Origin of the sequence: Pedobacter sp. UYP30 (assembly GCF_040547165.1) — a bacterium.
In the GTDB taxonomy this organism is placed as follows: domain Bacteria; phylum Bacteroidota; class Bacteroidia; order Sphingobacteriales; family Sphingobacteriaceae; genus Pedobacter.
Window position 1 is genome coordinate 324820 of record NZ_JBEPPD010000002.1, and the last position, 18675, is coordinate 343494.

Annotated in this window: 29 protein-coding genes; 25 read left to right on the forward strand and 4 right to left on the reverse strand. The window is 38.5% G+C overall.

Translation table 11 applies throughout. From position 1 onward, the window contains the following. The first annotated feature begins 173 nt into the window (after window positions 1–173). From ABIB40_RS03675 to rpsJ, 5 genes are all read left to right on the forward strand, one after another. Entirely contained in the window at window positions 174–533 is a 360-nt protein-coding gene (locus ABIB40_RS03675) for a helix-turn-helix domain-containing protein (RefSeq protein ID WP_354356087.1), read from the forward strand. Window positions 534–997: 464 nt separating this feature from the next. Further along, window positions 998–1417, forward strand: coding sequence for a 30S ribosomal protein S12 (rpsL, locus tag ABIB40_RS03680; RefSeq protein ID WP_354356089.1), 420 nt, complete (start codon window positions 998–1000; stop codon window positions 1415–1417). 17 nt (window positions 1418–1434) lie between these two features. Next, window positions 1435–1902 carry a 30S ribosomal protein S7 gene (gene rpsG / locus ABIB40_RS03685; protein ID WP_354356091.1) on the forward strand — a complete coding sequence of 156 codons (468 nt, stop codon included), beginning with the start codon at window positions 1435–1437 and terminating at the stop codon, window positions 1900–1902. Between the two features lie 97 nt (window positions 1903–1999). Then, the gene (gene fusA / locus ABIB40_RS03690; protein WP_354356093.1) at window positions 2000–4114 is read left to right on the forward strand and encodes an elongation factor G; all 2115 of its coding nucleotides are present in this window, start codon (window positions 2000–2002) and stop codon (window positions 4112–4114) included. Window positions 4115–4272: 158 nt separating this feature from the next. After that, window positions 4273–4578, forward strand: coding sequence for a 30S ribosomal protein S10 (gene rpsJ, locus ABIB40_RS03695; protein ID WP_008244591.1), 306 nt, complete (start codon window positions 4273–4275; stop codon window positions 4576–4578). A 180-nt stretch (window positions 4579–4758) separates the two neighbouring features. Here rpsJ and ABIB40_RS03700 read toward each other — a convergent pair whose 3' ends face one another. From ABIB40_RS03700 to ABIB40_RS03715, 4 genes are all read right to left on the reverse strand, one after another. Next, complete coding sequence (locus tag ABIB40_RS03700; RefSeq protein WP_354356095.1) at window positions 4759–5430, reverse strand: helix-turn-helix transcriptional regulator; 672 nt, start codon at window positions 5428–5430, stop codon at window positions 4759–4761. A 253-nt stretch (window positions 5431–5683) separates the two neighbouring features. Continuing rightward, entirely contained in the window at window positions 5684–5878 is a 195-nt protein-coding gene (locus tag ABIB40_RS03705; RefSeq protein WP_354356097.1) for a YtxH domain-containing protein, read from the reverse strand. 7 nt (window positions 5879–5885) lie between these two features. Next, window positions 5886–6248 carry a hypothetical protein gene (locus ABIB40_RS03710; RefSeq protein ID WP_354356099.1) on the reverse strand — a complete coding sequence of 121 codons (363 nt, stop codon included), beginning with the start codon at window positions 6246–6248 and terminating at the stop codon, window positions 5886–5888. A 94-nt stretch (window positions 6249–6342) separates the two neighbouring features. Continuing rightward, window positions 6343–6954, reverse strand: coding sequence for a hypothetical protein (locus tag ABIB40_RS03715; protein ID WP_354356101.1), 612 nt, complete (start codon window positions 6952–6954; stop codon window positions 6343–6345). 161 nt (window positions 6955–7115) lie between these two features. On the opposite strand from ABIB40_RS03715, the gene ABIB40_RS03720 reads away from it, so the two are divergent. From ABIB40_RS03720 to rpsH, 20 genes are all read left to right on the forward strand, one after another. Further along, entirely contained in the window at window positions 7116–8372 is a 1257-nt protein-coding gene (locus ABIB40_RS03720; RefSeq protein ID WP_354356103.1) for an NAD(P)-binding domain-containing protein, read from the forward strand. Between the two features lie 77 nt (window positions 8373–8449). Then, a complete protein-coding gene (locus ABIB40_RS03725) occupies window positions 8450–9361 on the forward strand; it encodes a TraB/GumN family protein (protein ID WP_354356105.1) in 912 nt (303 codons plus the stop codon). A gap of 96 nt (window positions 9362–9457) precedes the next feature. Then, a complete protein-coding gene (locus tag ABIB40_RS03730) occupies window positions 9458–9973 on the forward strand; it encodes a rhodanese-like domain-containing protein (protein ID WP_354356107.1) in 516 nt (171 codons plus the stop codon). Between the two features lie 197 nt (window positions 9974–10170). Further along, window positions 10171–11007, forward strand: a complete 837-nt coding sequence (locus ABIB40_RS03735) for a sulfite exporter TauE/SafE family protein (protein WP_354356109.1) — start codon at window positions 10171–10173, stop codon at window positions 11005–11007. Window positions 11008–11016: 9 nt separating this feature from the next. Continuing rightward, window positions 11017–11388 (forward strand): DUF1634 domain-containing protein, encoded by a 372-nt coding sequence (locus tag ABIB40_RS03740; protein ID WP_354356111.1) that lies wholly within the window; start codon window positions 11017–11019, stop codon window positions 11386–11388. A gap of 325 nt (window positions 11389–11713) precedes the next feature. Then, window positions 11714–12331: a 50S ribosomal protein L3 gene (rplC, locus tag ABIB40_RS03745; protein WP_354356113.1), complete on the forward strand. Its 618-nt coding sequence runs from the start codon at window positions 11714–11716 to the stop codon at window positions 12329–12331. 4 nt (window positions 12332–12335) lie between these two features. After that, entirely contained in the window at window positions 12336–12965 is a 630-nt protein-coding gene (gene rplD / locus ABIB40_RS03750; protein ID WP_354356115.1) for a 50S ribosomal protein L4, read from the forward strand. A gap of 1 nt (window position 12966) precedes the next feature. Next, window positions 12967–13257, forward strand: coding sequence for a 50S ribosomal protein L23 (gene rplW / locus ABIB40_RS03755; RefSeq protein WP_354356117.1), 291 nt, complete (start codon window positions 12967–12969; stop codon window positions 13255–13257). Between the two features lie 20 nt (window positions 13258–13277). Further along, window positions 13278–14102 carry a 50S ribosomal protein L2 gene (gene rplB / locus ABIB40_RS03760; protein WP_354356119.1) on the forward strand — a complete coding sequence of 275 codons (825 nt, stop codon included), beginning with the start codon at window positions 13278–13280 and terminating at the stop codon, window positions 14100–14102. Then, window positions 14102–14368: a 30S ribosomal protein S19 gene (gene rpsS, locus ABIB40_RS03765; protein ID WP_354356121.1), complete on the forward strand. Its 267-nt coding sequence runs from the start codon at window positions 14102–14104 to the stop codon at window positions 14366–14368. Before rplB ends, rpsS begins: the two co-directional genes overlap by 1 nt. 7 nt (window positions 14369–14375) lie before the next feature. After that, the gene (rplV, locus tag ABIB40_RS03770; protein WP_354356123.1) at window positions 14376–14735 is read left to right on the forward strand and encodes a 50S ribosomal protein L22; all 360 of its coding nucleotides are present in this window, start codon (window positions 14376–14378) and stop codon (window positions 14733–14735) included. Between the two features lie 8 nt (window positions 14736–14743). Beyond that, a complete protein-coding gene (rpsC, locus tag ABIB40_RS03775) occupies window positions 14744–15562 on the forward strand; it encodes a 30S ribosomal protein S3 (protein ID WP_354356125.1) in 819 nt (272 codons plus the stop codon). Window positions 15563–15602: 40 nt separating this feature from the next. Next, a complete protein-coding gene (gene rplP / locus ABIB40_RS03780; protein ID WP_354356127.1) occupies window positions 15603–16025 on the forward strand; it encodes a 50S ribosomal protein L16 in 423 nt (140 codons plus the stop codon). 71 nt (window positions 16026–16096) lie between these two features. Then, the gene (rpmC, locus tag ABIB40_RS03785) at window positions 16097–16315 is read left to right on the forward strand and encodes a 50S ribosomal protein L29 (protein ID WP_354356129.1); all 219 of its coding nucleotides are present in this window, start codon (window positions 16097–16099) and stop codon (window positions 16313–16315) included. Window positions 16316–16328: 13 nt separating this feature from the next. Continuing rightward, entirely contained in the window at window positions 16329–16583 is a 255-nt protein-coding gene (gene rpsQ, locus ABIB40_RS03790) for a 30S ribosomal protein S17 (RefSeq protein WP_354356131.1), read from the forward strand. Window position 16584: 1 nt separating this feature from the next. Continuing rightward, the gene (gene rplN / locus ABIB40_RS03795) at window positions 16585–16953 is read left to right on the forward strand and encodes a 50S ribosomal protein L14 (RefSeq protein ID WP_354356133.1); all 369 of its coding nucleotides are present in this window, start codon (window positions 16585–16587) and stop codon (window positions 16951–16953) included. A 1-nt stretch (window position 16954) separates the two neighbouring features. Then, the gene (gene rplX / locus ABIB40_RS03800; protein ID WP_502931046.1) at window positions 16955–17296 is read left to right on the forward strand and encodes a 50S ribosomal protein L24; all 342 of its coding nucleotides are present in this window, start codon (window positions 16955–16957) and stop codon (window positions 17294–17296) included. Beyond that, window positions 17293–17859 (forward strand): 50S ribosomal protein L5, encoded by a 567-nt coding sequence (rplE, locus tag ABIB40_RS03805; protein WP_354356343.1) that lies wholly within the window; start codon window positions 17293–17295, stop codon window positions 17857–17859. Before rplX ends, rplE begins: the two co-directional genes overlap by 4 nt. Then, entirely contained in the window at window positions 17859–18128 is a 270-nt protein-coding gene (gene rpsN / locus ABIB40_RS03810; protein WP_354356135.1) for a 30S ribosomal protein S14, read from the forward strand. Before rplE ends, rpsN begins: the two co-directional genes overlap by 1 nt. A 142-nt stretch (window positions 18129–18270) precedes the next feature. Then, window positions 18271–18669 carry a 30S ribosomal protein S8 gene (gene rpsH / locus ABIB40_RS03815; RefSeq protein WP_354356137.1) on the forward strand — a complete coding sequence of 133 codons (399 nt, stop codon included), beginning with the start codon at window positions 18271–18273 and terminating at the stop codon, window positions 18667–18669. Window positions 18670–18675: the final 6 nt, after the last annotated feature.

Below are 18675 nucleotides of genomic sequence, written 5' to 3' on the forward strand. Positions count from 1 at the left end.
TTTTGGTTTACCACAAAGTGCACAAAAGTTTTTCACAAAGTGCACGAAGTAAAGTGCTCAAGGGAGTTTTACACTTTGGTCTTTCAGCTTAGACCTCATTCTTAATCTGAGTATAGTTTGTTGATGTTCTTGTTCGTTTAACTTTGATAAAATTAAAGTGGAGGAATTGAAAGATGGTGAAATTAAGTAAAACAGAGCAAGAATATGAATTGGCTTTAGAAAAAGCTTATTTGTTAATGCAAGAAGATGTCGAAATAAATACCGCACAAGCAGATGAGCTAGATTTGCTTACCTTGTTAATTGAACATTATGAAGAAGCTCATTACCCCATAATGCCGCCCTCTCCAATTGAAGCCATTAAATTTAGATTAGAACAATTGGGCAAAACTCAGACAGAACTGTCTAAAATATTCGGTGCTCGTAGTCGCCAATCTGAAATATTAAGCGGCAAAAGAAAACTAAGTTTAAGCATGATTAGAAAGTTGCACGAAGTTTTGAATATCCCTGCAGAAATTTTAATTGGGGCTTATTAAATTTAAATAATCATGGCGCCTTTTATTTTTTTTCACAGGTATTTCCATACTCATCAGCCCTTTTGGGGTCATATCTAACAAGCGAGCAATTTCGAAAAAAGAGAAAGGCATGTGCCTAAAACTTCATCCCTGCCACCTCGCTAGCGGTAGGGATGGTAGGGGCTTGGTGCCAATTTTTTATTGGCACGGTAGCGAAGCGTACCCCCGAACAGCCCGGCCCCGGTTTTTTTCCGGGGAACGCCAAAAAAGTATTTGTAATTTATTTGGCCACATGCATCCATTTTCGGTAGATTTGCAACTCGCTAAGCTTCAATATCAAACAAGCAACCGACGATCGAAAAACAATTCCCTCTACCCCTTGATTTTACAAGAATTTTGTTCTACTTTTGCAGTCCGTTTTATGGGCTATCTGCAAAGAAGCTAGGGGAGCGGTAATTATTTAATAAACAACATAAAAAAGCACAATGCCAACCATTCAACAATTAGTTAGAAAAGGTAGAGTAGCACTGGAGTTCAAGAGTAAGGCTCCAGCGTTGGACAGCTGTCCACAGCGAAGAGGTGTATGTACACGTGTGTACACCACTACCCCTAAAAAACCAAACTCAGCAATGCGTAAAGTTGCCCGTGTTCGTTTAACGAACGGTAAAGAGGTAAATGCGTACATTCCTGGAGAAGGTCACAATTTGCAAGAGCACTCTATCGTGTTAATTCGCGGTGGTAGGGTAAAAGATTTACCGGGTGTACGTTACCACATTATCCGTGGTGCATTAGATACATCAGGTGTGGCAGGCCGTAACCAACGTCGTAGTAAATATGGAACTAAGCGTCCAAAACCAGGACAAGTAGCGGCGCCGGCTAAAGGCGCAGCAAAAAAGAAAAAATAATTAGGAGGAAATAAGAAATGAGAAAGTCGAAACCAAAAAAGAGAATTATTCTTCCTGATCCGAAATTTAACGATATTCAGGTAACCCGTTTTGTAAACAATATGATGTTTGATGGAAAGAAATCCATCGCTTATTCTATTTTTTACGATGCTGTAGAACTTGCTGAAAAGAAAGTTGGCGAGAACGGTTTAGAAATGTTTAAACGTGCATTGGCAAATATTAGTCCTTCTGTAGAGGTTAAAAGCCGTAGAGTTGGTGGTGCAAATTTCCAGGTTCCAATGGAAGTTAGACCAGATCGCAAGATTGCTTTAGGCATGAAGTGGTTAATTTTATATGCTCGTCGTCGTGGTGAAAAAACGATGAAAGAAAAATTATCTGGAGAAATTGTTGCTGCTGCCAAAGGTGAAGGTGCTGCGGTTAAGAAGAAAGAAGATACGCATAAAATGGCCGAAGCCAATAAAGCGTTCTCTCACTTCAGATTTTAATATAAATTGAATTAATTTGAATGATTGAATTTTGAATAATGCGACGGTGCTTACTGTTTCTTTGTTCTCTAATTCAATCATTTGCTAATTATAACAAATGTCAAGAGATTTAAAATTTACAAGAAATATTGGTATCGCTGCACACATCGATGCTGGTAAAACGACTACTACGGAGCGTATATTATATTATGCTGGTGTTAGTCATAAAATTGGTGAGGTGCACGAAGGTGCAGCAACAATGGATTGGATGGCGCAGGAGCAAGAGCGTGGTATTACCATTACCTCTGCTGCAACTACGGTTGATTGGAATTATAGGGGTCAAAAATATCATGTTAACGTTATTGATACACCTGGTCACGTGGATTTTACCGTAGAGGTAAATCGGTCGTTACGAGTGTTAGACGGATTGGTATTCTTGTTTTCGGCTGTTGATGGTGTTGAGCCTCAATCTGAAACCAACTGGCGTTTAGCGAATAATTACAGTGTACCACGTATCGGTTTTGTTAACAAAATGGACCGTTCTGGTGCTGACTTTTTACAGGTTGTTAAGCAGGTTAAAGATATGTTGGGTAGCAATGCAGTTCCATTGCAATTACCTATCGGTGCTGAAGACGGATTTAAAGGTGTGGTTGATTTAATTAACAACCGCGGTATTGTTTGGAACGAAGAAGATAAAGGTATGACCTTTACTGAAGTGCCAATTCCAGAAGATATGTTGGAAGAGGTTGCCGAGTGGAGAGAGAAATTATTGGAATCTGTTGCAGATTATGATGAGTCATTGATGGAGAAATTCTTTGATGCTCCAGAAACCATTACCGAGCGCGAAGTTTTAGATGCTTTACGTGCAGCTGTTTTAGATGCTAAAATTGTACCTATGGTTTGTGGTTCGTCTTTTAAAAATAAAGGTGTGCAAACTATGCTAGATTATGTGATGGAATTATTGCCATCGCCTATGGATAGCGAAGGTGTGGTTGGTATTAACCCAGATACAGAAGAAGAAGTTTTATTAAAACCAAGTATTACAGAGCCGTTTGCAGCTTTAGCGTTTAAAATCGCAACCGATCCTTTTGTAGGCCGTTTATGTTTTATCCGCGTTTATTCGGGTAATTTAGACGCTGGGTCTTATGTTTACAATTCGCGTTCCGGAAATAAAGAACGTATCTCTAGAATCTTTCAAATGCATGCCAACAAGCAAAACCCTGTGCCTAATGTGGCTGCTGGAGATATTGCTGCGGTAGTGGGCTTTAAGGATATAAAAACTGGAGATACACTTTGCGAAGAGAAGAATCCAATCGTTCTGGAATCAATGAACTTTCCTGAGCCGGTTATCGGATTAGCTATTGAGCCAAAAACTCAGGCTGATGTTGATAAATTGGGTATTGGGTTAGGTAAACTTGCAGAAGAAGATCCTACATTTAGGGTTCAAACCGACCAAGAAACTGGCCAAACGGTTATTTCTGGAATGGGCGAATTACACCTAGATATTTTAATTGACCGTTTAAGACGCGAATTTAAGGTAGAAGTTAACCAAGGTGCACCACAAGTTGCATACAAAGAGGCAATTTTTGGAACTACAAACCACAGAGAAGTTTACAAGAAACAATCTGGTGGTCGTGGTAAGTTTGCCGATATCTCAGTTATAATTTCTCCAATTGATGCAGATTACGAAAAAGGTGGTTTACAGTTTGTGAACGAAATTACTGGTGGTTCTATTCCTAGAGAATTTATTCCATCGGTAGAAAAAGGTTTTGCTAGCGCTATGGCAAATGGTGTATTGGCCGGTTATCCACTTCCAGATATGAAAGTGCGTTTAACAGATGGTTCATTCCACGCTGTCGATTCAGATGCTTTATCTTTCGAACTTGCTGCTCGGATGGCTTATCGTGAAGCTTTGCCTAAGTGTAAGCCTACTTTGATGGAGCCGATTATGAAGATAGAAATCTTAACTCCAGAAGAAAACATGGGAGATGTTATTGGTGATATGAACCGTCGTCGTGGCCAATTGTTAGGTATGGATTCTAGAGCAGGATCGCAAGTAATTAAAGCTACCGTGCCACTTTCAGAAATGTTTGGTTATGTAACTCAGTTACGGACCATCACTTCAGGCCGTGCAACATCTACTATGGAATTTGATCATTACGAAGCTGCACCAAAAGGTGTTCAGGAAGAAGTAATTGCAAAGTCTAAAGGTAAGGTGAAAGCAGAAGACTAAATAGTATCGAGACATTAGTATCAGGTATTAAGATATTAGTATCAAGTATCAAGACAGATCATTTATCTTGATACTCGATACTTTATACTTGCTACTCAAAAATAAACCCGATTATTTGTTACCAATAGCTCTAACAAATAGTCTTAATTTAAAATAAAATGAGCCAAAGAATTAGAATTAAATTAAAATCTTACGATTACAACTTGGTAGATAAATCTGCTGAGAAGATTGTAAAGACGGTTAAGCCTACGGGTGCCGTGGTTAGTGGGCCGATTCCACTGCCAACAGAGAAGAAAATTTTCACAGTGTTGCGTTCTCCACACGTAAACAAGAAAGCTAGAGAGCAATTTCAATTGTGCGCTTACAAACGTCTTTTGGATATCTATAGCTCTAACTCTAAAACGGTAGATGCTTTAATGAAACTTGAATTGCCTAGCGGTGTTGAGGTTGAGATTAAAGTGTAACTTTAGAAAGAACTAAGCAAAAAGCTCTGGTAAATTGCCAGGGCTTTTTTTATAGGTTATCGCGGGTGCACTTCGCAAAAGAAATAGATAGGTTTTTCTAGTGTTGCCGAATCTAAGCCATTTAGCATTAACCGTTTAGCCTGTATAAATATGGCTGACGCTTAGAAAGCGGATGAGTAATTAGTCTATAAAATTATTTCTAACTGCAAACCCAATTAATTCTGCAGTATTTCTTGTTCCTGTTTTCTCTAACAATTTCTTTCTGTTTCCCTCAATCGTTCTTTTACTCGAAAATAATTTTTCAGAAATTTCTTCGTTGGTAAACCCCGCTGCAACAAACTTTAGGATCTCCAGCTCTCGTTTGCTAATTTTTAGTTGCGACCTCGCCACCCCATGCGCCGATTTGTTTTTAATGGACGCCGCTTGCTTCATATATTTTATGCCCAGTTGAGAGGAAAGATAGGGTTGACCTAATAAGATTTGTTTAACAGCATAAATCAATTCTTGTAACTCGAAGCCGCCGATAATAAAACCTTCTATCTTGTTTTCGAATGCTAATTGAAGCAGTTCCACATCATCTAGAAAGGCGTTGCACAGTATTTTTAACTTTGGATGTTGTTCTTTTAAATGTTTTATAAAGTTTAGCTCTATGCTAGTAAATGTGTGTATTTCTAAGAAGAGCAGATGTGGAAGTGGTTTTTCCTCTAAAAATCTCAGCGTATCTAGTTCGCTAAACAAGGAGGCGGCTAACTTAATATTACTAACATTATCTATGCTTTTAAGTGCTAGATTGTTGTTGCCAGAAACTAGAGAAATTAGAGAAACATGAAGAAGCGTAATTTCTTGATCCAAGTTATAAGGTTATTTTGATTGATTTTCAGCGAAATCAAATATCAAAATAATTAAACCATCAACGTGGACGATAAATACGCTAAATTTCAATATTTATACGCATACATCCTCCAAAAATCCACGATATAGAAATTGAGATAGCGATAACTAAAACAAGCGTATCAAGTTATAAAAAAAATTTTTCAGTTAAATATCGAGATATATCCGATTAGGGATACAGCTCAATTAGGTAGGGATTTTAGAAACTTTAGGTTTAAAAGTTTTCTGCGGTGCTTTTATACTTGTCTTTAAGCTGCTCGCCAAAAGCTTTAACTTTATCTGCCATTTCTGGCGCTTGTTCAGAAATATCGTCTACAAACGATTTGCCATCACTTTCTCTCTTTTTTGTAGCATACTTATATGCGAAAACAGCTGCTGCACCTGTAAGTACTAGTTTGAATAAATTCATGGATATTTTATTTAAAATCTTTTGAAGAACTTCCGGTATTGCTTTCTGCACTCTCCTTTGTTTCCATCCCATCTTTGTGCGGGTAGGCGTCGTCGTGTAAGGAATCCTTGCCCTGCGTTCCGGTATTATCGAAACCGTCTTTGGCCAAAATGTTATTTTCATTTAAGCCTCGGCTGTTCTTTGCTTTTAGAGTCTTGTTTCCAAAACTTGTTACAGTGTTTGCGTCGTTTCCTTTTTCAGAAGCTTTATTAACGCCATCAACGCTCTGAACGTTCTCAACGCTCTCCACGGTTGTTTTTTTTTCTGGCGAGCCCTCCTTGCCGTCATACCCTTCTAAGTGAGGGTCTTTTCTATAGGTACTTATTTTCATGGCTATTTTCTTTTAAAAGAAGAACACGCAATGCTATTAAAGGTTTTGGATGTTTCTTAACTACCGCTGTTTACGAATGTTTAAGCAGAGATTACTAGTTTCTTCTTTGATCGTCCCATTTATTTCGCTCGTCTTGTAGCTCGCGAGCTAGTTTCATCTCTTTGTCCTTGGCCTTTACTTTATGGGTTTGGAATTCGTCTGCAACTTCTTGGTAGAGTTCTGTTCGGTACTTGGCCTCTTGTCTATATTTACCCGATTGAAATATGATTATTGCAAGCGCAACCGCCAATAATATAATGATAGACCAAACCATCACAGAATAAGTTCCCTTTTGAAACGGAATACCTAAAAACCCGATTTCGTTTACCGCTGCCGTAGCTGTTACTAAAGCACTCTGTTTGTTAGATATTTCGCTTTTTAAGTTATCGCTTGCATCTTTTTGCGAATTAATTTTTCCTTTCGCTTGAGCAAGTTCTTTGCGTTCTTTTTTCAAGGTATCTGTAACACTCCGCCACAGCACCGATAATCTACCAGGGTTTATCAGCCTCGATCCATAAAGACTCTTTGATTTGGACAGCATGAACCTGTATTGGCCATTTAAAGAATGATCGGCATTTTTAGTAGTGTCTTGTTGTGCATTCGCCAAGAAGCTAATAAGTAGGGTAAGTGCAAAAAAAAGAAGCGTTGTTTTTTTTAAAAATTGCATAGCGTATTGTTAATGGTTTTAGTGTTTTTGTTGTGATTTTTTAATCGAAGCAATCCTGAACGAGAACCAATTTATTTCAATCCTTGCTCAAACTTATGGTTAATTAACAATTTTATGCAAATTTTATTATAATTTATAGGAGTATCGGTTACATTTGTTAAATGCAAATAGGAATTATCGGGTTGGGCGACATGGGCAAATTGTATGCGCTATGCTTTGCCAAAGCAGGCTTTGGGGTGTGTGGTGCCGATGTTCCCGACCAGTTTGAGGTGTTAAAGGCAGAGTTAACGCCCAGTAATATAGAGGTACTTAGAGACGGACATGAGGTTGCGCGCAAATCTGATTTTATTTTGTATTGCGTGGAGGCAGAGAAGGTGGCAGAGGTTGTAGAAAAGTTTGCGCTTTCTACAAAGTATGGCGCTATTGTTGGTGGGCAAACCTCTGTAAAGCATCCGGAGATTGCCGCTTTTGAAAAATATTTGCCAAAAGAAACTCATATAGTCACTTGTCACTCCCTGCATGGGCCTGGTTTTAGTTCTAAAGGGCAGACATTGGTGGTGGTAAGGCACCGCGCTTCTGATGAGGCTTATCTAAAAGCGCTTACGGTGTTAAAAACACTAGAATCTAACATCATCGAACTAGATGATTATAAAACCCATGATAGAATTGTAGCAGATACGCAGGCAGTAACGCACATGGGTTTTGAGAGTATGGGCTCGGCGTGGAAAAATGCAGGTTTTTTCCCTTGGGATAATCCAGCTTATGCCGGTGGAATAGATAACGTGAAAATTTTAACCACGCTGAGGATTTTTAGTTATAAATCTCACATTTACGCCGGTTTGGCAATCCTTAATCCGTATGCCCAAGAACAAGTTAAGTATTATGCCCAAGCAGAATCAGAATTATATAAATTGATGATTTGTGAAGATGAGGAGCAGTTTAGGGCAAAGATTTATGCTGCTAGAAGTTTCGTTTTTCACGAGAGTAGGAAATTTGTTTTGCTTGATGACAGCATTATGAGGGAATTTAGCCTATCGGATGCAAATCACAACCAAAAACCAAACTCGCATTTAAGCTTGCTGAGTATGGTGTATGCATGGTATAAAATGGGTATAAATCCGTATGACAATCTAATTTGCCAAACGCCTCCTTTTAAGCTTCGGTTGGGCATTGCAGAATATCTTTTTAAAAACGACGCTATGTTAGAGGAATCTATCCATACAGCTTTGTTCGATAAATCGATTAGGGGAGATGATCTAGAATTTCATACCGCGGTACACGAGTGGGCGTCTATAATTGGCTATGGTGATCTAAAAGGTTATAAAGCCCATTTCGAAGCAGCAAAAGCTTTTTTTGCAGATAGATTAAGCGACGGGAGAGATTTGAGTGCAGAAATGATTAGAAGGTTGGGAAAGTAGGGAGATGAAAATCGAAATAAGAAATTTCTCTTTCGCGAATCGTTGAGCGCTTTGTAAAAAAAATACAATTTTTATGAATGAAAACTAAAATATTTTTCCTTTTGCTTACAGGGCTATCAATTGGCTATTCAAGTAAAGCTCAAAAATTCGACAACTCAGTTTGCTGGGAAATCAGACAGAGCAAAAATTCCTATCCTTCTTATATTTTTGGCTCAATCCATCTATTAGATACAACAAAGGTTAGGTTTCCAATAGAGAAAATTAAAGGTTTGATTGACAAGACAGGTATGCTCTGTCTTGAGATATCTGGTGCTGACTTTAAACTGGTATCTGAAAAATTAGGTATCAAAATGTATCTTGATGGTGATAAAAGAGAAAAATCTATTTCAAATAGTCTTGATGAGGTACACTTAAAAAAACTTCAATTAATGATTGATTCATCTAATGATTTTTTCAAAGGTTTTAAGGATATGTTAGATTACATTAAACCTTCATTCCTTACTACGATGATAACTTTAGAAAAGCAATTATCCACATCCAATGAATTTAGCCGATCTAAATTTAATCCAGAGGGATTTTTCACACAGTATTGTGAATCTAAAAGTATAGCGGTTAAGGGGTTAGAAACTGCCGACGAACAAGTAGATTTGGTAGTCAAACCCAGCTTGAGTTTTGATAAGGCGATTGAAGAATTAAAGAAATCTATTGATGATTTTAATAAGACGAAAACCGATGTTGATATGTTTTTTAATTATTCCAATCAGAATTTAAAGCTTTTGCCAAAAAAAGAATACTCCGATTCTACCATGATCAGCAGAAATACAAATATGGCTAATGGAATAGATAGGTTGCTGAAAAATAACAGCCTTTTCATAATGATTGGAGCAGCTCATTTACCTTACCAACATGGTATATTAAATCTTTTGGCCAAAAAAGGCTATTACATCAAACCCTACTTTATTAATTTGAAAAAAGAATGGACAAATTGATCTTTGCCATCTGTACAGTGCACCTACCATCTTGCGCCATTAGATTGGAAGTAATGCACTTATTTTTGTAGAAATCATAACAACGATTAAAAGACAATGAATGATTTTAAAACATATACGTTTATGTTGCTAATGAGCACTTCAAGTTTAGTTGTTAGCGCTCAACGAAAGGTAGAGAGCGGAGCGTATAACTTAATGTTAAAAGCGTTATTAAAGGAGAACGTTCCCGAAATTAGTGCTAAAAAAGCTCATAAAGAACAAGAGAAATATCAGTTTATAGATTCTAGGGAAAAAGCGGAATATGAAGTCAGTCATGTAAAAAATGCGGTTTGGGTTGGATGTGATGATTTTGATACACAACGTTTAAAAGGAATCCCTAAAGACCAACAAATTATCGTGTATTGTTCTGTTGGCGCAAGGAGCGAAAAAATAACTGGCAAACTCGTTGCCGAAGGTTATACAAACGCCCACAATATGTATGGTGGAGTTTTTGAATGGATAAACGAGGGCTTTCCAGTTTTTGATATGAATGGCAAGCAGACAATTAAAGTTCATGCTTACAGCAGAACATGGTCCATTTGGCTAAAAAAGGGAGAAAAAGTTTATCAATAGTAGGGTATCTCAAAATTTTATATTTGTTATTATGGCAGCATTTTATTCTTGTAAAAAAAACCCAGTTGGTTTAAGAGAAAATAACCTTTTATCAAACGTAAAGGGCATTTTTCCCAGTTTGTCCACGTAACCGATAGACATTGTTTTATTCGGTAAATCTTTCGTTTACCATAAACAGGTATATTATATTTGCCTAGATGTCTATCTTACTTTTTACTTTAATTCTGCTGGTCGGCGCTTTTTTAGCGGGCTTAGTCGGCTCGCTTACAGGTTTGGGTGGAGGAGTTATCATCATACCTTTGCTCACTTTAGGCTTAGGTGTAGATATTCATTATGCCATTGGTGCATCTATTGTTTCAGTTATTGCAACTTCTTCTGGCTCTGCAGCCGCTTATGTAAAGGAAGGCATTACGAACATCCGCATCGGGATGTTTTTGGAGATTGCCACCACTTTGGGGGCTATTGGAGGCGCCATTATCGCAGTTTACCTCAACCCAAGTTTTATTGCTGTGGTATTTGGTCTTATTCTAATTTTCTCTGCCGTGATGATGGTCGTAAAAAAGAAGGGGACATCAGAAAATCAAAAGACAAGCAAACTTGCGCTGTATTTTAAACTAAATGGGAGTTATCCGATAGATGGTGTAGAAAAACCCTATAAAGTGCACAGAGTAGTAGGTGGTTTTTTTATGATGCTTTTCGCTGGAACGCTATCTGGATTGCTTGGTATTGGCTCGGGCGCGTTAAAGGTAATCGCTATGGATAACATAATGAGTATGCCGTTTAAGGTTTCTACCACCACCAGTAATTTTATGATCGGGGTAACGGCGGCCGCAAGTGCCGTTGTTTACTTGCATCGCGGCCAGATAGACCCTGGTATTGCCATGCCGGTATGCATTGGGGTGCTTTTTGGAGCAACGTTGGGTTCTAAAATACTTGTGCGCACAAAAGCAGATAAACTAAAAATCATATTTGCAGGCGTGGTGCTTTTTTTGGCAATACAAATGATATACAATGGCCTTAGCGGGAGTATATAATTTAGTAAAATGATGAAAGATAAAGACATACAGGTAATTCTAGGCACTTTGTTGCGCGTAGGGGTAATCATATCTATGGCGGTTGTGCTTATTGGCGGGGTTCTCTTTTTAATTGCCGAGAGCGGGACAAAGGTAAGCTATAAAACGTTTACCCCAGAGATAGCATCACTATCTAAACCAACCGAGATTATTAAAATGTTGCCAAGCTTAAATGGTAAAGTCATCATACAGTTCGGGATTTTGCTGCTAATCTTTACACCTATCTCTAGAGTTATCTTTTCCATTTTCACCTTTTCTTTAGAGAAGGACTATATGTATGTTGTCATTGGTTTCATCGTACTCTGCATTATCATGCTAAGCTTAAATGGTGGTTTTGCATGATAGGTGTAACTTAGTTTCTGTAATACAGTCTATAATTCAGTGCCCAGTAAAAAGATCGGCAGCTATTTCATTGACTTTCAATAAGGATAACCGGAATATTGCCAACAGACGGCCGTATGGAGCGCTTTTTTTCTGTTTTTTGTCTTTCTAAAAATTGCTTTTAAATAGAACTGATTAACATCCGATAAACTATTTGAAAAAATAATGAGCTAACTATTTGAATATTAATAATTCTTTCCTATTTTTGCCCTCCCCTAAAACGGGATGAAGAACCACCTTGAACGAAGCCCTACTGCTTCGATGGGTGTTAAAAAAATAAAATATAATGTCAGGAATTATTGGAAAGAAAGTAGGAATGACCAGTATTTTCGATGAGGCAGGAAGAAACATTCCTTGTACCGTAATCGAAGCTGGGCCTTGTGTGGTGACACAAGTAAAAACCGAAGAAAAAGATGGATACTCGTCAGTTCAACTTGGATATGACGAAGCCAAAGAAAAAAACACCACCCAGCCTTTAAAAGGCCACTTTGCCAAAGCAAAGACCACTCCAAAACGTAAGTTAATCGAGTTTGATGAGTTTGACGATTCTGTTGTCTTAGGTGATACAGTTACCGTTTCTATCTTCGAAGTAGGAGAATACGTAGATGTTGTTGGAACTTCTAAAGGTAAAGGTTTTCAAGGGGTTGTAAAACGTCATGGATTTGCCGGTGTGGGTATGCAAACACACGGTCAGCACAATCGTTTACGTGCGCCAGGATCATTGGGAGCGTCTTCGTTTCCATCTCGTGTATTTAAAGGCATGCGTATGGCAGGCAGAACAGGTGGAGACAGGGTAAAAGTCCAAAACTTGCAGGTGTTAAAGATCTATGCAGATCAAAACCTAATTGTGGTTAACGGTTCCATACCAGGCGCCAAGGGTTCTTACGTAATTTTAGATAAGTAGTCAGATGGAAGTTAAAGTATTAAATATTTCAGGTAAAGAAACAGGTGCCAAGGTGCAGCTTTCTGAAAGTGTATTCGGTATAGAACCAAACGACCATGCTATTTATTTAGATGTGAAACAGTATTTGGCCAATCAACGTCAAGGTACGCACAAGTCTAAACAACGTAATGAAATTGCAGGCTCTACCCGCAAACTTTACAAGCAAAAAGGTACAGGTGGTGCACGTGCTGGTAGCATTAAGTCACCTTTGTTTAATGGAGGTGGTCGTGTATTCGGTCCGCAACCGCGCGATTATGGCTTCAAGTTAAACAAGAAACTTAAATCTTTGGCCCGTAAATCTGCCCTGGCTTATAAAGCTAAAGACAATAGCGTGCTTGTTTTAGAAGATTTTACATTCGATGCTGTGAAAACTAAAAGCTATAGAGGTTTATTGGAAGCTTTAAATTTAGATGGCCAAAAAACATTGTTGGTATTACCAGCACCAGATAACAATATTTATTTATCAAGCAGAAACATTCAGAGAACCAAGGTAGTTCTTGCAAGCCAATTAAATACGTACGACGTATTAAATGCAGGTGTACTTGTGTTTACCGAAAATTCTGTCAAATCTTTGGAGGAGGCATTTGCCAAGTAATATGGAAATTTTAAAAAAACCAATATTAACCGAAAAAGCTTCTCTTTTAACCGAGAAAGGCAACCGCTTTACTTTTAGCGCAGACCATAGAGCTAACAAAATACAGATAAAATCGGAAATCGAAAAAATGTATGGTGTTACTATTGTAGCGATAAATACGATGGTGGTAGACGGAAAAGCAAAATCTCGTTATACAAAAGGAGGCTTTGTTTCTGGTCGCACCAATAAATATAAGAAAGCAATTGTTACGCTAAAAGATGGCGAAACGATAGATTATTACGCAAATATCTAATTCAATTATTAATAATAACTATGGGCTTAAGAAAATTTAAACCAGTCACTCCGGGTACTCGCTTTAGGGTAGGTGCCAGCTTTTCGGAGATTACAGCAACCAAGCCCGAAAAATCATTGGTTGTATCATCAAAGAAATCTGGTGGGCGTAACAACACAGGAAAAATGACTATGCGCTACATGGGCGGTGGTCATAAAAAATCTTATCGTTTAATAGATTTTAAACGCGATAAGTTTGATGTTCCTGCTACTGTAGCAACAGTAGAATACGATCCTAACAGAACCGCCCGCATAGCGTTATTGCATTATGCAGATGGCGAGAAGCGTTATATCATCGCTCCAGAAGGCATTCAAGTAGGACAAGAAGTTATGTCTGGTGAGAAAGCTGTTCCAGAAGTTGGTAATGCTTTAAAATTGGCTAACATTCCTTTGGGTTCTATCGTTCACAACGTAGAAATTCACCCGGGCAAAGGAGCACAGCTTGCACGTAGCGCTGGTGCCTATGCACAATTAGCTGCACGCGATGGCAAGTATGCCACACTTAAAATGCCATCTGGCGAAACCCGTTTAATACTGGTTACCTGCTTGGCAACAATAGGTGCTGTTTCTAACTCAGACCATGCAAACGAAGTACTCGGTAAAGCCGGTCGTAAACGTTGGTTAGGTCGCCGTCCTAGAACTAGGCCGGTAGCGATGAATCCTGTCGATCACCCAATGGGTGGTGGCGAAGGTAGATCATCAGGTGGTCACCCACGTTCACGTAATGGTTTATTAGCTAAAGGCTTTAAAACCAGAGAAAAGAAAAAATATTCTAATCGTTACATCATAGAGAGAAGGAAGAAATAATGGCTCGTTCGATAAAAAAAGGACCTTATATAGACCATAATGTAGAGAAAAAGGTTCTCTCTATGAATGACGCAGGCAGAAAGTCGGTCATTAAAACATGGTCTCGCAGATCAATGATCTCTCCAGATTTTGTTGGTCATACATTTGCGGTACACAACGGTAATAAATTTATTCCTGTGTACGTAACAGAAAACATGGTTGGACACAAGTTGGGAGAATTTGCCCCAACCAGAACATTTAGAGGACACTCTGAAAAAAGGAAATAATTAGACAATGGAAGCAATAGCAAAATTAAATAATTGTCCAACTTCGCCGCGTAAAATGCGCCTAGTTGTAGATCTTATCAGAGGTGAACGCGTAGAAAAAGCATTAAGCATTTTAAAGTTTACCAATAAAGAGGTGGCAATACGAGTTGAAAAACTATTATTATCTGCCATTAAAAATTGGGAAACTAAAAATGATGGTGCCCGACCAGAAGAAAACCAGTTGTTTGTAAAGACAATTATGGTAGACTGTGGCCGCCAACTTAAGCGTTTAAGACCAGCGCCGCAAGGCCGTGGTTTTAGAATACGCAAACGTTCTAACCACATTACGCTGATAGTAGATAGTAAAAATACAGAAACTCAAAACTAATTTAGGAAATGGGACAAAAAGCAAATCCAATAGGTAACAGGCTAGGTATCATCAAAGGATGGGACTCTAACTGGTTTGGTGGAAATAACTATGCCGATAAATTAGTTGAGGACGAAAAAATAAGAAAATACCTGTCTGCACGTATTGCAAAGGGTGGCATATCTAAGGTAGTTATTGAGCGTACGTTAAAGCGTATTACTGTAACTATCCACACAGCACGCCCAGGAATTGTAATTGGCAAGGCAGGAGCTGAGGTTGATAAGATTAAGGAAGAGTTGAAGAAATTGACTAAAAAGGAAATTCAGATCAACATTTTCGAAATCAAACGCCCAGAGCTAGATGCACAATTGGTTGCAGAAGGTGTTGCTAAGCAATTAGAAGCAAGAATTTCTTTCCGTAGAGCAATGAAAACATCCATTGCATCAACCATGCGTATGGGTGCAGAAGGTATAAAAATCATGACTTCTGGTCGTTTAGGTGGTGCAGAAATGGCACGTAGCGAACAATACAAAGAAGGAAGAGTACCTTTGCACACTTTCCGCGCAGATATAGATTACGCTTTGGCAGAAGCTTTAACTACTTATGGTAAAATAGGTGTTAAGGTTTGGATTATGAAGGGCGAGGTTTATGGCAAACGCGATTTGTCTCCGAACATAGGTGTTACAAACAACGGGCCTAAAGGTGCCGGCGATAAGCCTTCTTTTGGTGGAAGAGATAATAGAGGTGGTGGAAGAGACAACCGTGGTGGAAATGACAGACGCAGCGGTGGCGGCGGCAATAATAGAGGCGGCGGTGCAGGTGCAGGTGTTAGAGGTCCTCGCAAATAATTGATTAATTAACATCGTTTAACGATAAGATAAGAATAAAATGTTACAGCCAAAAAGAACAAAGTTCAGGAAGATGCAAAAAGGCAGGATGAAAGGTTTAGCTTCTCGTGGAGCTGAGCTGGCATTTGGGTCTTTTGGCATCAAATCTCTAGAATCTACTTGGATTACCAGTAGACAAATAGAGGCTGCCCGTATTGCGGTAACACGTTTTATGAAACGTGAAGGCCAGGTATGGATCAGAATTTTCCCGGACAAGCCAATTACCAAAAAGCCGGCAGAGGTGCGTATGGGTAAAGGTAAGGGAGCTCCAGAATACTGGGTTGCCGTAGTTAGACCTGGGCGCGTAATTTTCGAAGCCGAGGGTGTTCCTTTAGAAGTTGCTAAAGAAGCATTACGTTTAGCAGCACAAAAATTACCAATCCAAACCAAGTTTGTAGTACGTAGAGATTACGTAGAAGCATAAGTTATTTGAGATGAATGTTGTAGATACTTGTTTGTACAACCGCTACACTCAAAATTAAAAGAAAAATAGAAATGAAATATTCAGAAATCATAGGGCTTTCAAAAGAAGATTTAGTAGCTAAGATTGCAGAAGAAACAGAAAATCTTAAAAAGATGAAATTTGCGCACGCTGTTTCGGCCATAGAAAATCCTTCTCGTATAGGGAAATTAAGGAGAGATATAGCTCGTTTAAATACTGAACTGACTAAAGTAAAGGCTGCCGCGGCAACTGCTACTACTGAAAGCAATTAATTTGAAAGTCGAAATGGAAAGAAAATTAAGAAAAACAAGAACAGGGTTGGTGGTGAGCAACAAGATGGATAAATCTGTTGTGGTAACTGTAGAACGTAAAGTAAAGCACCCTATTTATGGTAAGTTCGTTAAGAAAACTACCAAATTTATGGCACATGACGAGAAGAACGAATGTGGTATCGGAGATACTGTATTGATTATGGAAACTCGCCCGCTAAGTAAAAACAAGAATTGGAGATTGGTACAAATTTTAGAAAGGGCTAAATAACATGTTACAACAGGAATCAAGATTAAACGTTGCTGATAACAGTGGCGCAAAAGAAGTTTTAGTTATACGTGTGTTGGGTGGAACCGGCAAACGTTATGCTTCAATTGGCGATAAAGTTGTTGTAACCGTTAAAAGCGCATTGCCATCAGGCAATATAAAAAAGGGTACAGTTTCTAAAGCAGTTGTTGTTAGAACTAAAAAAGAGATTAGACGCAAAGATGGCTCTTACATCCGCTTTGATGATAATGCAGCCGTATTGCTAAACGCACAAGACGAGCCAAGAGGTACACGTATTTTTGGCCCCGTTGCGAGAGAGTTACGTGAGAAACAATTCATGAAAATCGTATCATTAGCACCGGAGGTATTATAAAATGGGAACTAAAGTAAACAAACCATCAAAGCTGAAGATCCGCACAGGAGATTTAGTAAAGATCATTGCAGGAGACTCAAAAGGCCAGCAAGGAAAAGTACTAGAAGTATTTATAGAGAAAAACAGAGCCATTGTAGAAGGTGTAAACTTAGTGTCTAAACACACTAAACCAAATACAGCTAATCCTAACGGTGGTATTATTAAAAAAGAAGCAGCTTTACACATTTCAAACCTTATGTTGATTGATCCTAAATCTGGAAAGACAACCCGCGTTGGCCGTAAGGCAAATGCAGAAGGTAAATTAGTTAGAGTGGCTACAATATCAGGGGAGGAAATTAAATAATGGCTACACCTAGGTTAAAAAGCAAGTACAAAGAAGAAGTTGTAACTGCACTTAAAGAGAAATTTCAGTACAAAACGGTTATGCAGGTTCCAAAATTGGAAAAAATCTGTATCAATCAAGGTGTGGGAAGATTTTCTGTAACAGATAAGAAAATTATGGATACCTCTATTGCTGAGTTGACCACCATTACCGGTCAGCAAGCAGTTGGAGCAAATTCAAAAAAGGATATCTCTAACTTTAAATTACGTAAAGGGATGCCTGTTGGCGTGCGTGTTACATTGCGCGATAACAACATGTATGAGTTTTTAGATCGTTTGATCTCTGTTGCTCTTCCTCGTATCCGCGATTTTAAAGGCATCAATGATAAAGGTTTTGATGGTCGTGGTAACTACACGTTGGGAGTTACTGAGCAAATCATCTTTCCGGAAATTAACATCGATAAAATCAGTAAAATTTTAGGGATGGATATTACTTTCGTAACTTCGGCAAAATCTGACGTGGAAGCCCTTGAGTTACTAAAACAATTCGGTTTACCGTTTAAAAATCAAAAAATAGCAGAATAATGGCAAAAGAAGGTATAAAAGCACGCGAAGTAAAACGCCAACGGTTGGTAGAAAAATACGCAGATAAACGTGCCGCAATGAAAGCAGCAGGAGATTACGAAGGTTTGGACAAGTTGCCAAAAAATGCATCTCCAGTTCGTTTGCATAACCGTTGCAAGTTAACAGGTAGACCGCGCGGTTACATGCGCACCTTTGGTATATCTAGGGTAACTTTTCGCCAGATGGCATTAGATGGCAAGATACCAGGTGTAAGAAAAGCATCTTGGTAACAAAGAGTTGAAGGTTTTAAGTTATACGTTGTACGTTTGTTCAACTTATAACTTATTACGTATGACTCAGAACTCAAAATAAACCGATGGCAGGTCTTTTAGCTAGGTAGCTAAATGGAAACCACTATCATAACAATAAAAAATGAATACAGATCCAATAGCAGATTATTTAACAAGAGTAAGGAATGCCATTAAGGCCAGCCATAGGGTTGTAGAAATTCCTGCATCAAACCTTAAAAAGGAAATTACGAAAGTACTTTTTGACAAAGGTTACATCACGAACTACAAATTTGAGGACACTACCGCACAAGGCACCATTAAAATCGCCTTAAAGTATAACCCCATCACAAAAGTTCCTGCTATTCGTACGTTGATGCGAATAAGTAAACCAGGTTTGAGACAGTATGCCGGTGTAGATAATATGCCCAGGGTATTAAACGGTTTAGGTATCGCAATCTTATCTACTTCTAAAGGTGTAATGACCGATAAGGAAGCAGCCAAATTAAAAATTGGTGGTGAGGTATTGTGTCACATTTATTAATTAGAG

What these genes read in the sequence shown, in the direction of transcription:
- ABIB40_RS03675 (WP_354356087.1), top strand. Translation starts at nt 174, where the DNA reads ATGGTGAAATTAAGTAAAACAGAGCAAGAATATGAATTGGCTTTAGAA.
- rpsL (WP_354356089.1), top strand. Translation starts at nt 998, where the DNA reads ATGCCAACCATTCAACAATTAGTTAGAAAAGGTAGAGTAGCACTGGAG.
- rpsG (WP_354356091.1), top strand. Translation starts at nt 1,435, where the DNA reads ATGAGAAAGTCGAAACCAAAAAAGAGAATTATTCTTCCTGATCCGAAA.
- fusA (WP_354356093.1), top strand. Translation starts at nt 2,000, where the DNA reads ATGTCAAGAGATTTAAAATTTACAAGAAATATTGGTATCGCTGCACAC.
- rpsJ (WP_008244591.1), top strand. Translation starts at nt 4,273, where the DNA reads ATGAGCCAAAGAATTAGAATTAAATTAAAATCTTACGATTACAACTTG.
- ABIB40_RS03705 (WP_354356097.1), bottom strand. Translation starts at nt 5,878, where the DNA reads ATGAATTTATTCAAACTAGTACTTACAGGTGCAGCAGCTGTTTTCGCA.
- ABIB40_RS03710 (WP_354356099.1), bottom strand. Translation starts at nt 6,248, where the DNA reads ATGAAAATAAGTACCTATAGAAAAGACCCTCACTTAGAAGGGTATGAC.
- ABIB40_RS03715 (WP_354356101.1), bottom strand. Translation starts at nt 6,954, where the DNA reads ATGCAATTTTTAAAAAAAACAACGCTTCTTTTTTTTGCACTTACCCTA.
- ABIB40_RS03720 (WP_354356103.1), top strand. Translation starts at nt 7,116, where the DNA reads ATGCAAATAGGAATTATCGGGTTGGGCGACATGGGCAAATTGTATGCG.
- ABIB40_RS03725 (WP_354356105.1), top strand. Translation starts at nt 8,450, where the DNA reads ATGAAAACTAAAATATTTTTCCTTTTGCTTACAGGGCTATCAATTGGC.
- ABIB40_RS03730 (WP_354356107.1), top strand. Translation starts at nt 9,458, where the DNA reads ATGAATGATTTTAAAACATATACGTTTATGTTGCTAATGAGCACTTCA.
- ABIB40_RS03735 (WP_354356109.1), top strand. Translation starts at nt 10,171, where the DNA reads ATGTCTATCTTACTTTTTACTTTAATTCTGCTGGTCGGCGCTTTTTTA.
- ABIB40_RS03740 (WP_354356111.1), top strand. Translation starts at nt 11,017, where the DNA reads ATGATGAAAGATAAAGACATACAGGTAATTCTAGGCACTTTGTTGCGC.
- rplC (WP_354356113.1), top strand. Translation starts at nt 11,714, where the DNA reads ATGTCAGGAATTATTGGAAAGAAAGTAGGAATGACCAGTATTTTCGAT.
- rplD (WP_354356115.1), top strand. Translation starts at nt 12,336, where the DNA reads ATGGAAGTTAAAGTATTAAATATTTCAGGTAAAGAAACAGGTGCCAAG.
- rplW (WP_354356117.1), top strand. Translation starts at nt 12,967, where the DNA reads ATGGAAATTTTAAAAAAACCAATATTAACCGAAAAAGCTTCTCTTTTA.
- rplB (WP_354356119.1), top strand. Translation starts at nt 13,278, where the DNA reads ATGGGCTTAAGAAAATTTAAACCAGTCACTCCGGGTACTCGCTTTAGG.
- rpsS (WP_354356121.1), top strand. Translation starts at nt 14,102, where the DNA reads ATGGCTCGTTCGATAAAAAAAGGACCTTATATAGACCATAATGTAGAG.
- rplV (WP_354356123.1), top strand. Translation starts at nt 14,376, where the DNA reads ATGGAAGCAATAGCAAAATTAAATAATTGTCCAACTTCGCCGCGTAAA.
- rpsC (WP_354356125.1), top strand. Translation starts at nt 14,744, where the DNA reads ATGGGACAAAAAGCAAATCCAATAGGTAACAGGCTAGGTATCATCAAA.
- rplP (WP_354356127.1), top strand. Translation starts at nt 15,603, where the DNA reads ATGTTACAGCCAAAAAGAACAAAGTTCAGGAAGATGCAAAAAGGCAGG.
- rpmC (WP_354356129.1), top strand. Translation starts at nt 16,097, where the DNA reads ATGAAATATTCAGAAATCATAGGGCTTTCAAAAGAAGATTTAGTAGCT.
- rpsQ (WP_354356131.1), top strand. Translation starts at nt 16,329, where the DNA reads ATGGAAAGAAAATTAAGAAAAACAAGAACAGGGTTGGTGGTGAGCAAC.
- rplN (WP_354356133.1), top strand. Translation starts at nt 16,585, where the DNA reads ATGTTACAACAGGAATCAAGATTAAACGTTGCTGATAACAGTGGCGCA.
- rplX (WP_502931046.1), top strand. Translation starts at nt 16,955, where the DNA reads ATGGGAACTAAAGTAAACAAACCATCAAAGCTGAAGATCCGCACAGGA.
- rpsN (WP_354356135.1), top strand. Translation starts at nt 17,859, where the DNA reads ATGGCAAAAGAAGGTATAAAAGCACGCGAAGTAAAACGCCAACGGTTG.
- rpsH (WP_354356137.1), top strand. Translation starts at nt 18,271, where the DNA reads ATGAATACAGATCCAATAGCAGATTATTTAACAAGAGTAAGGAATGCC.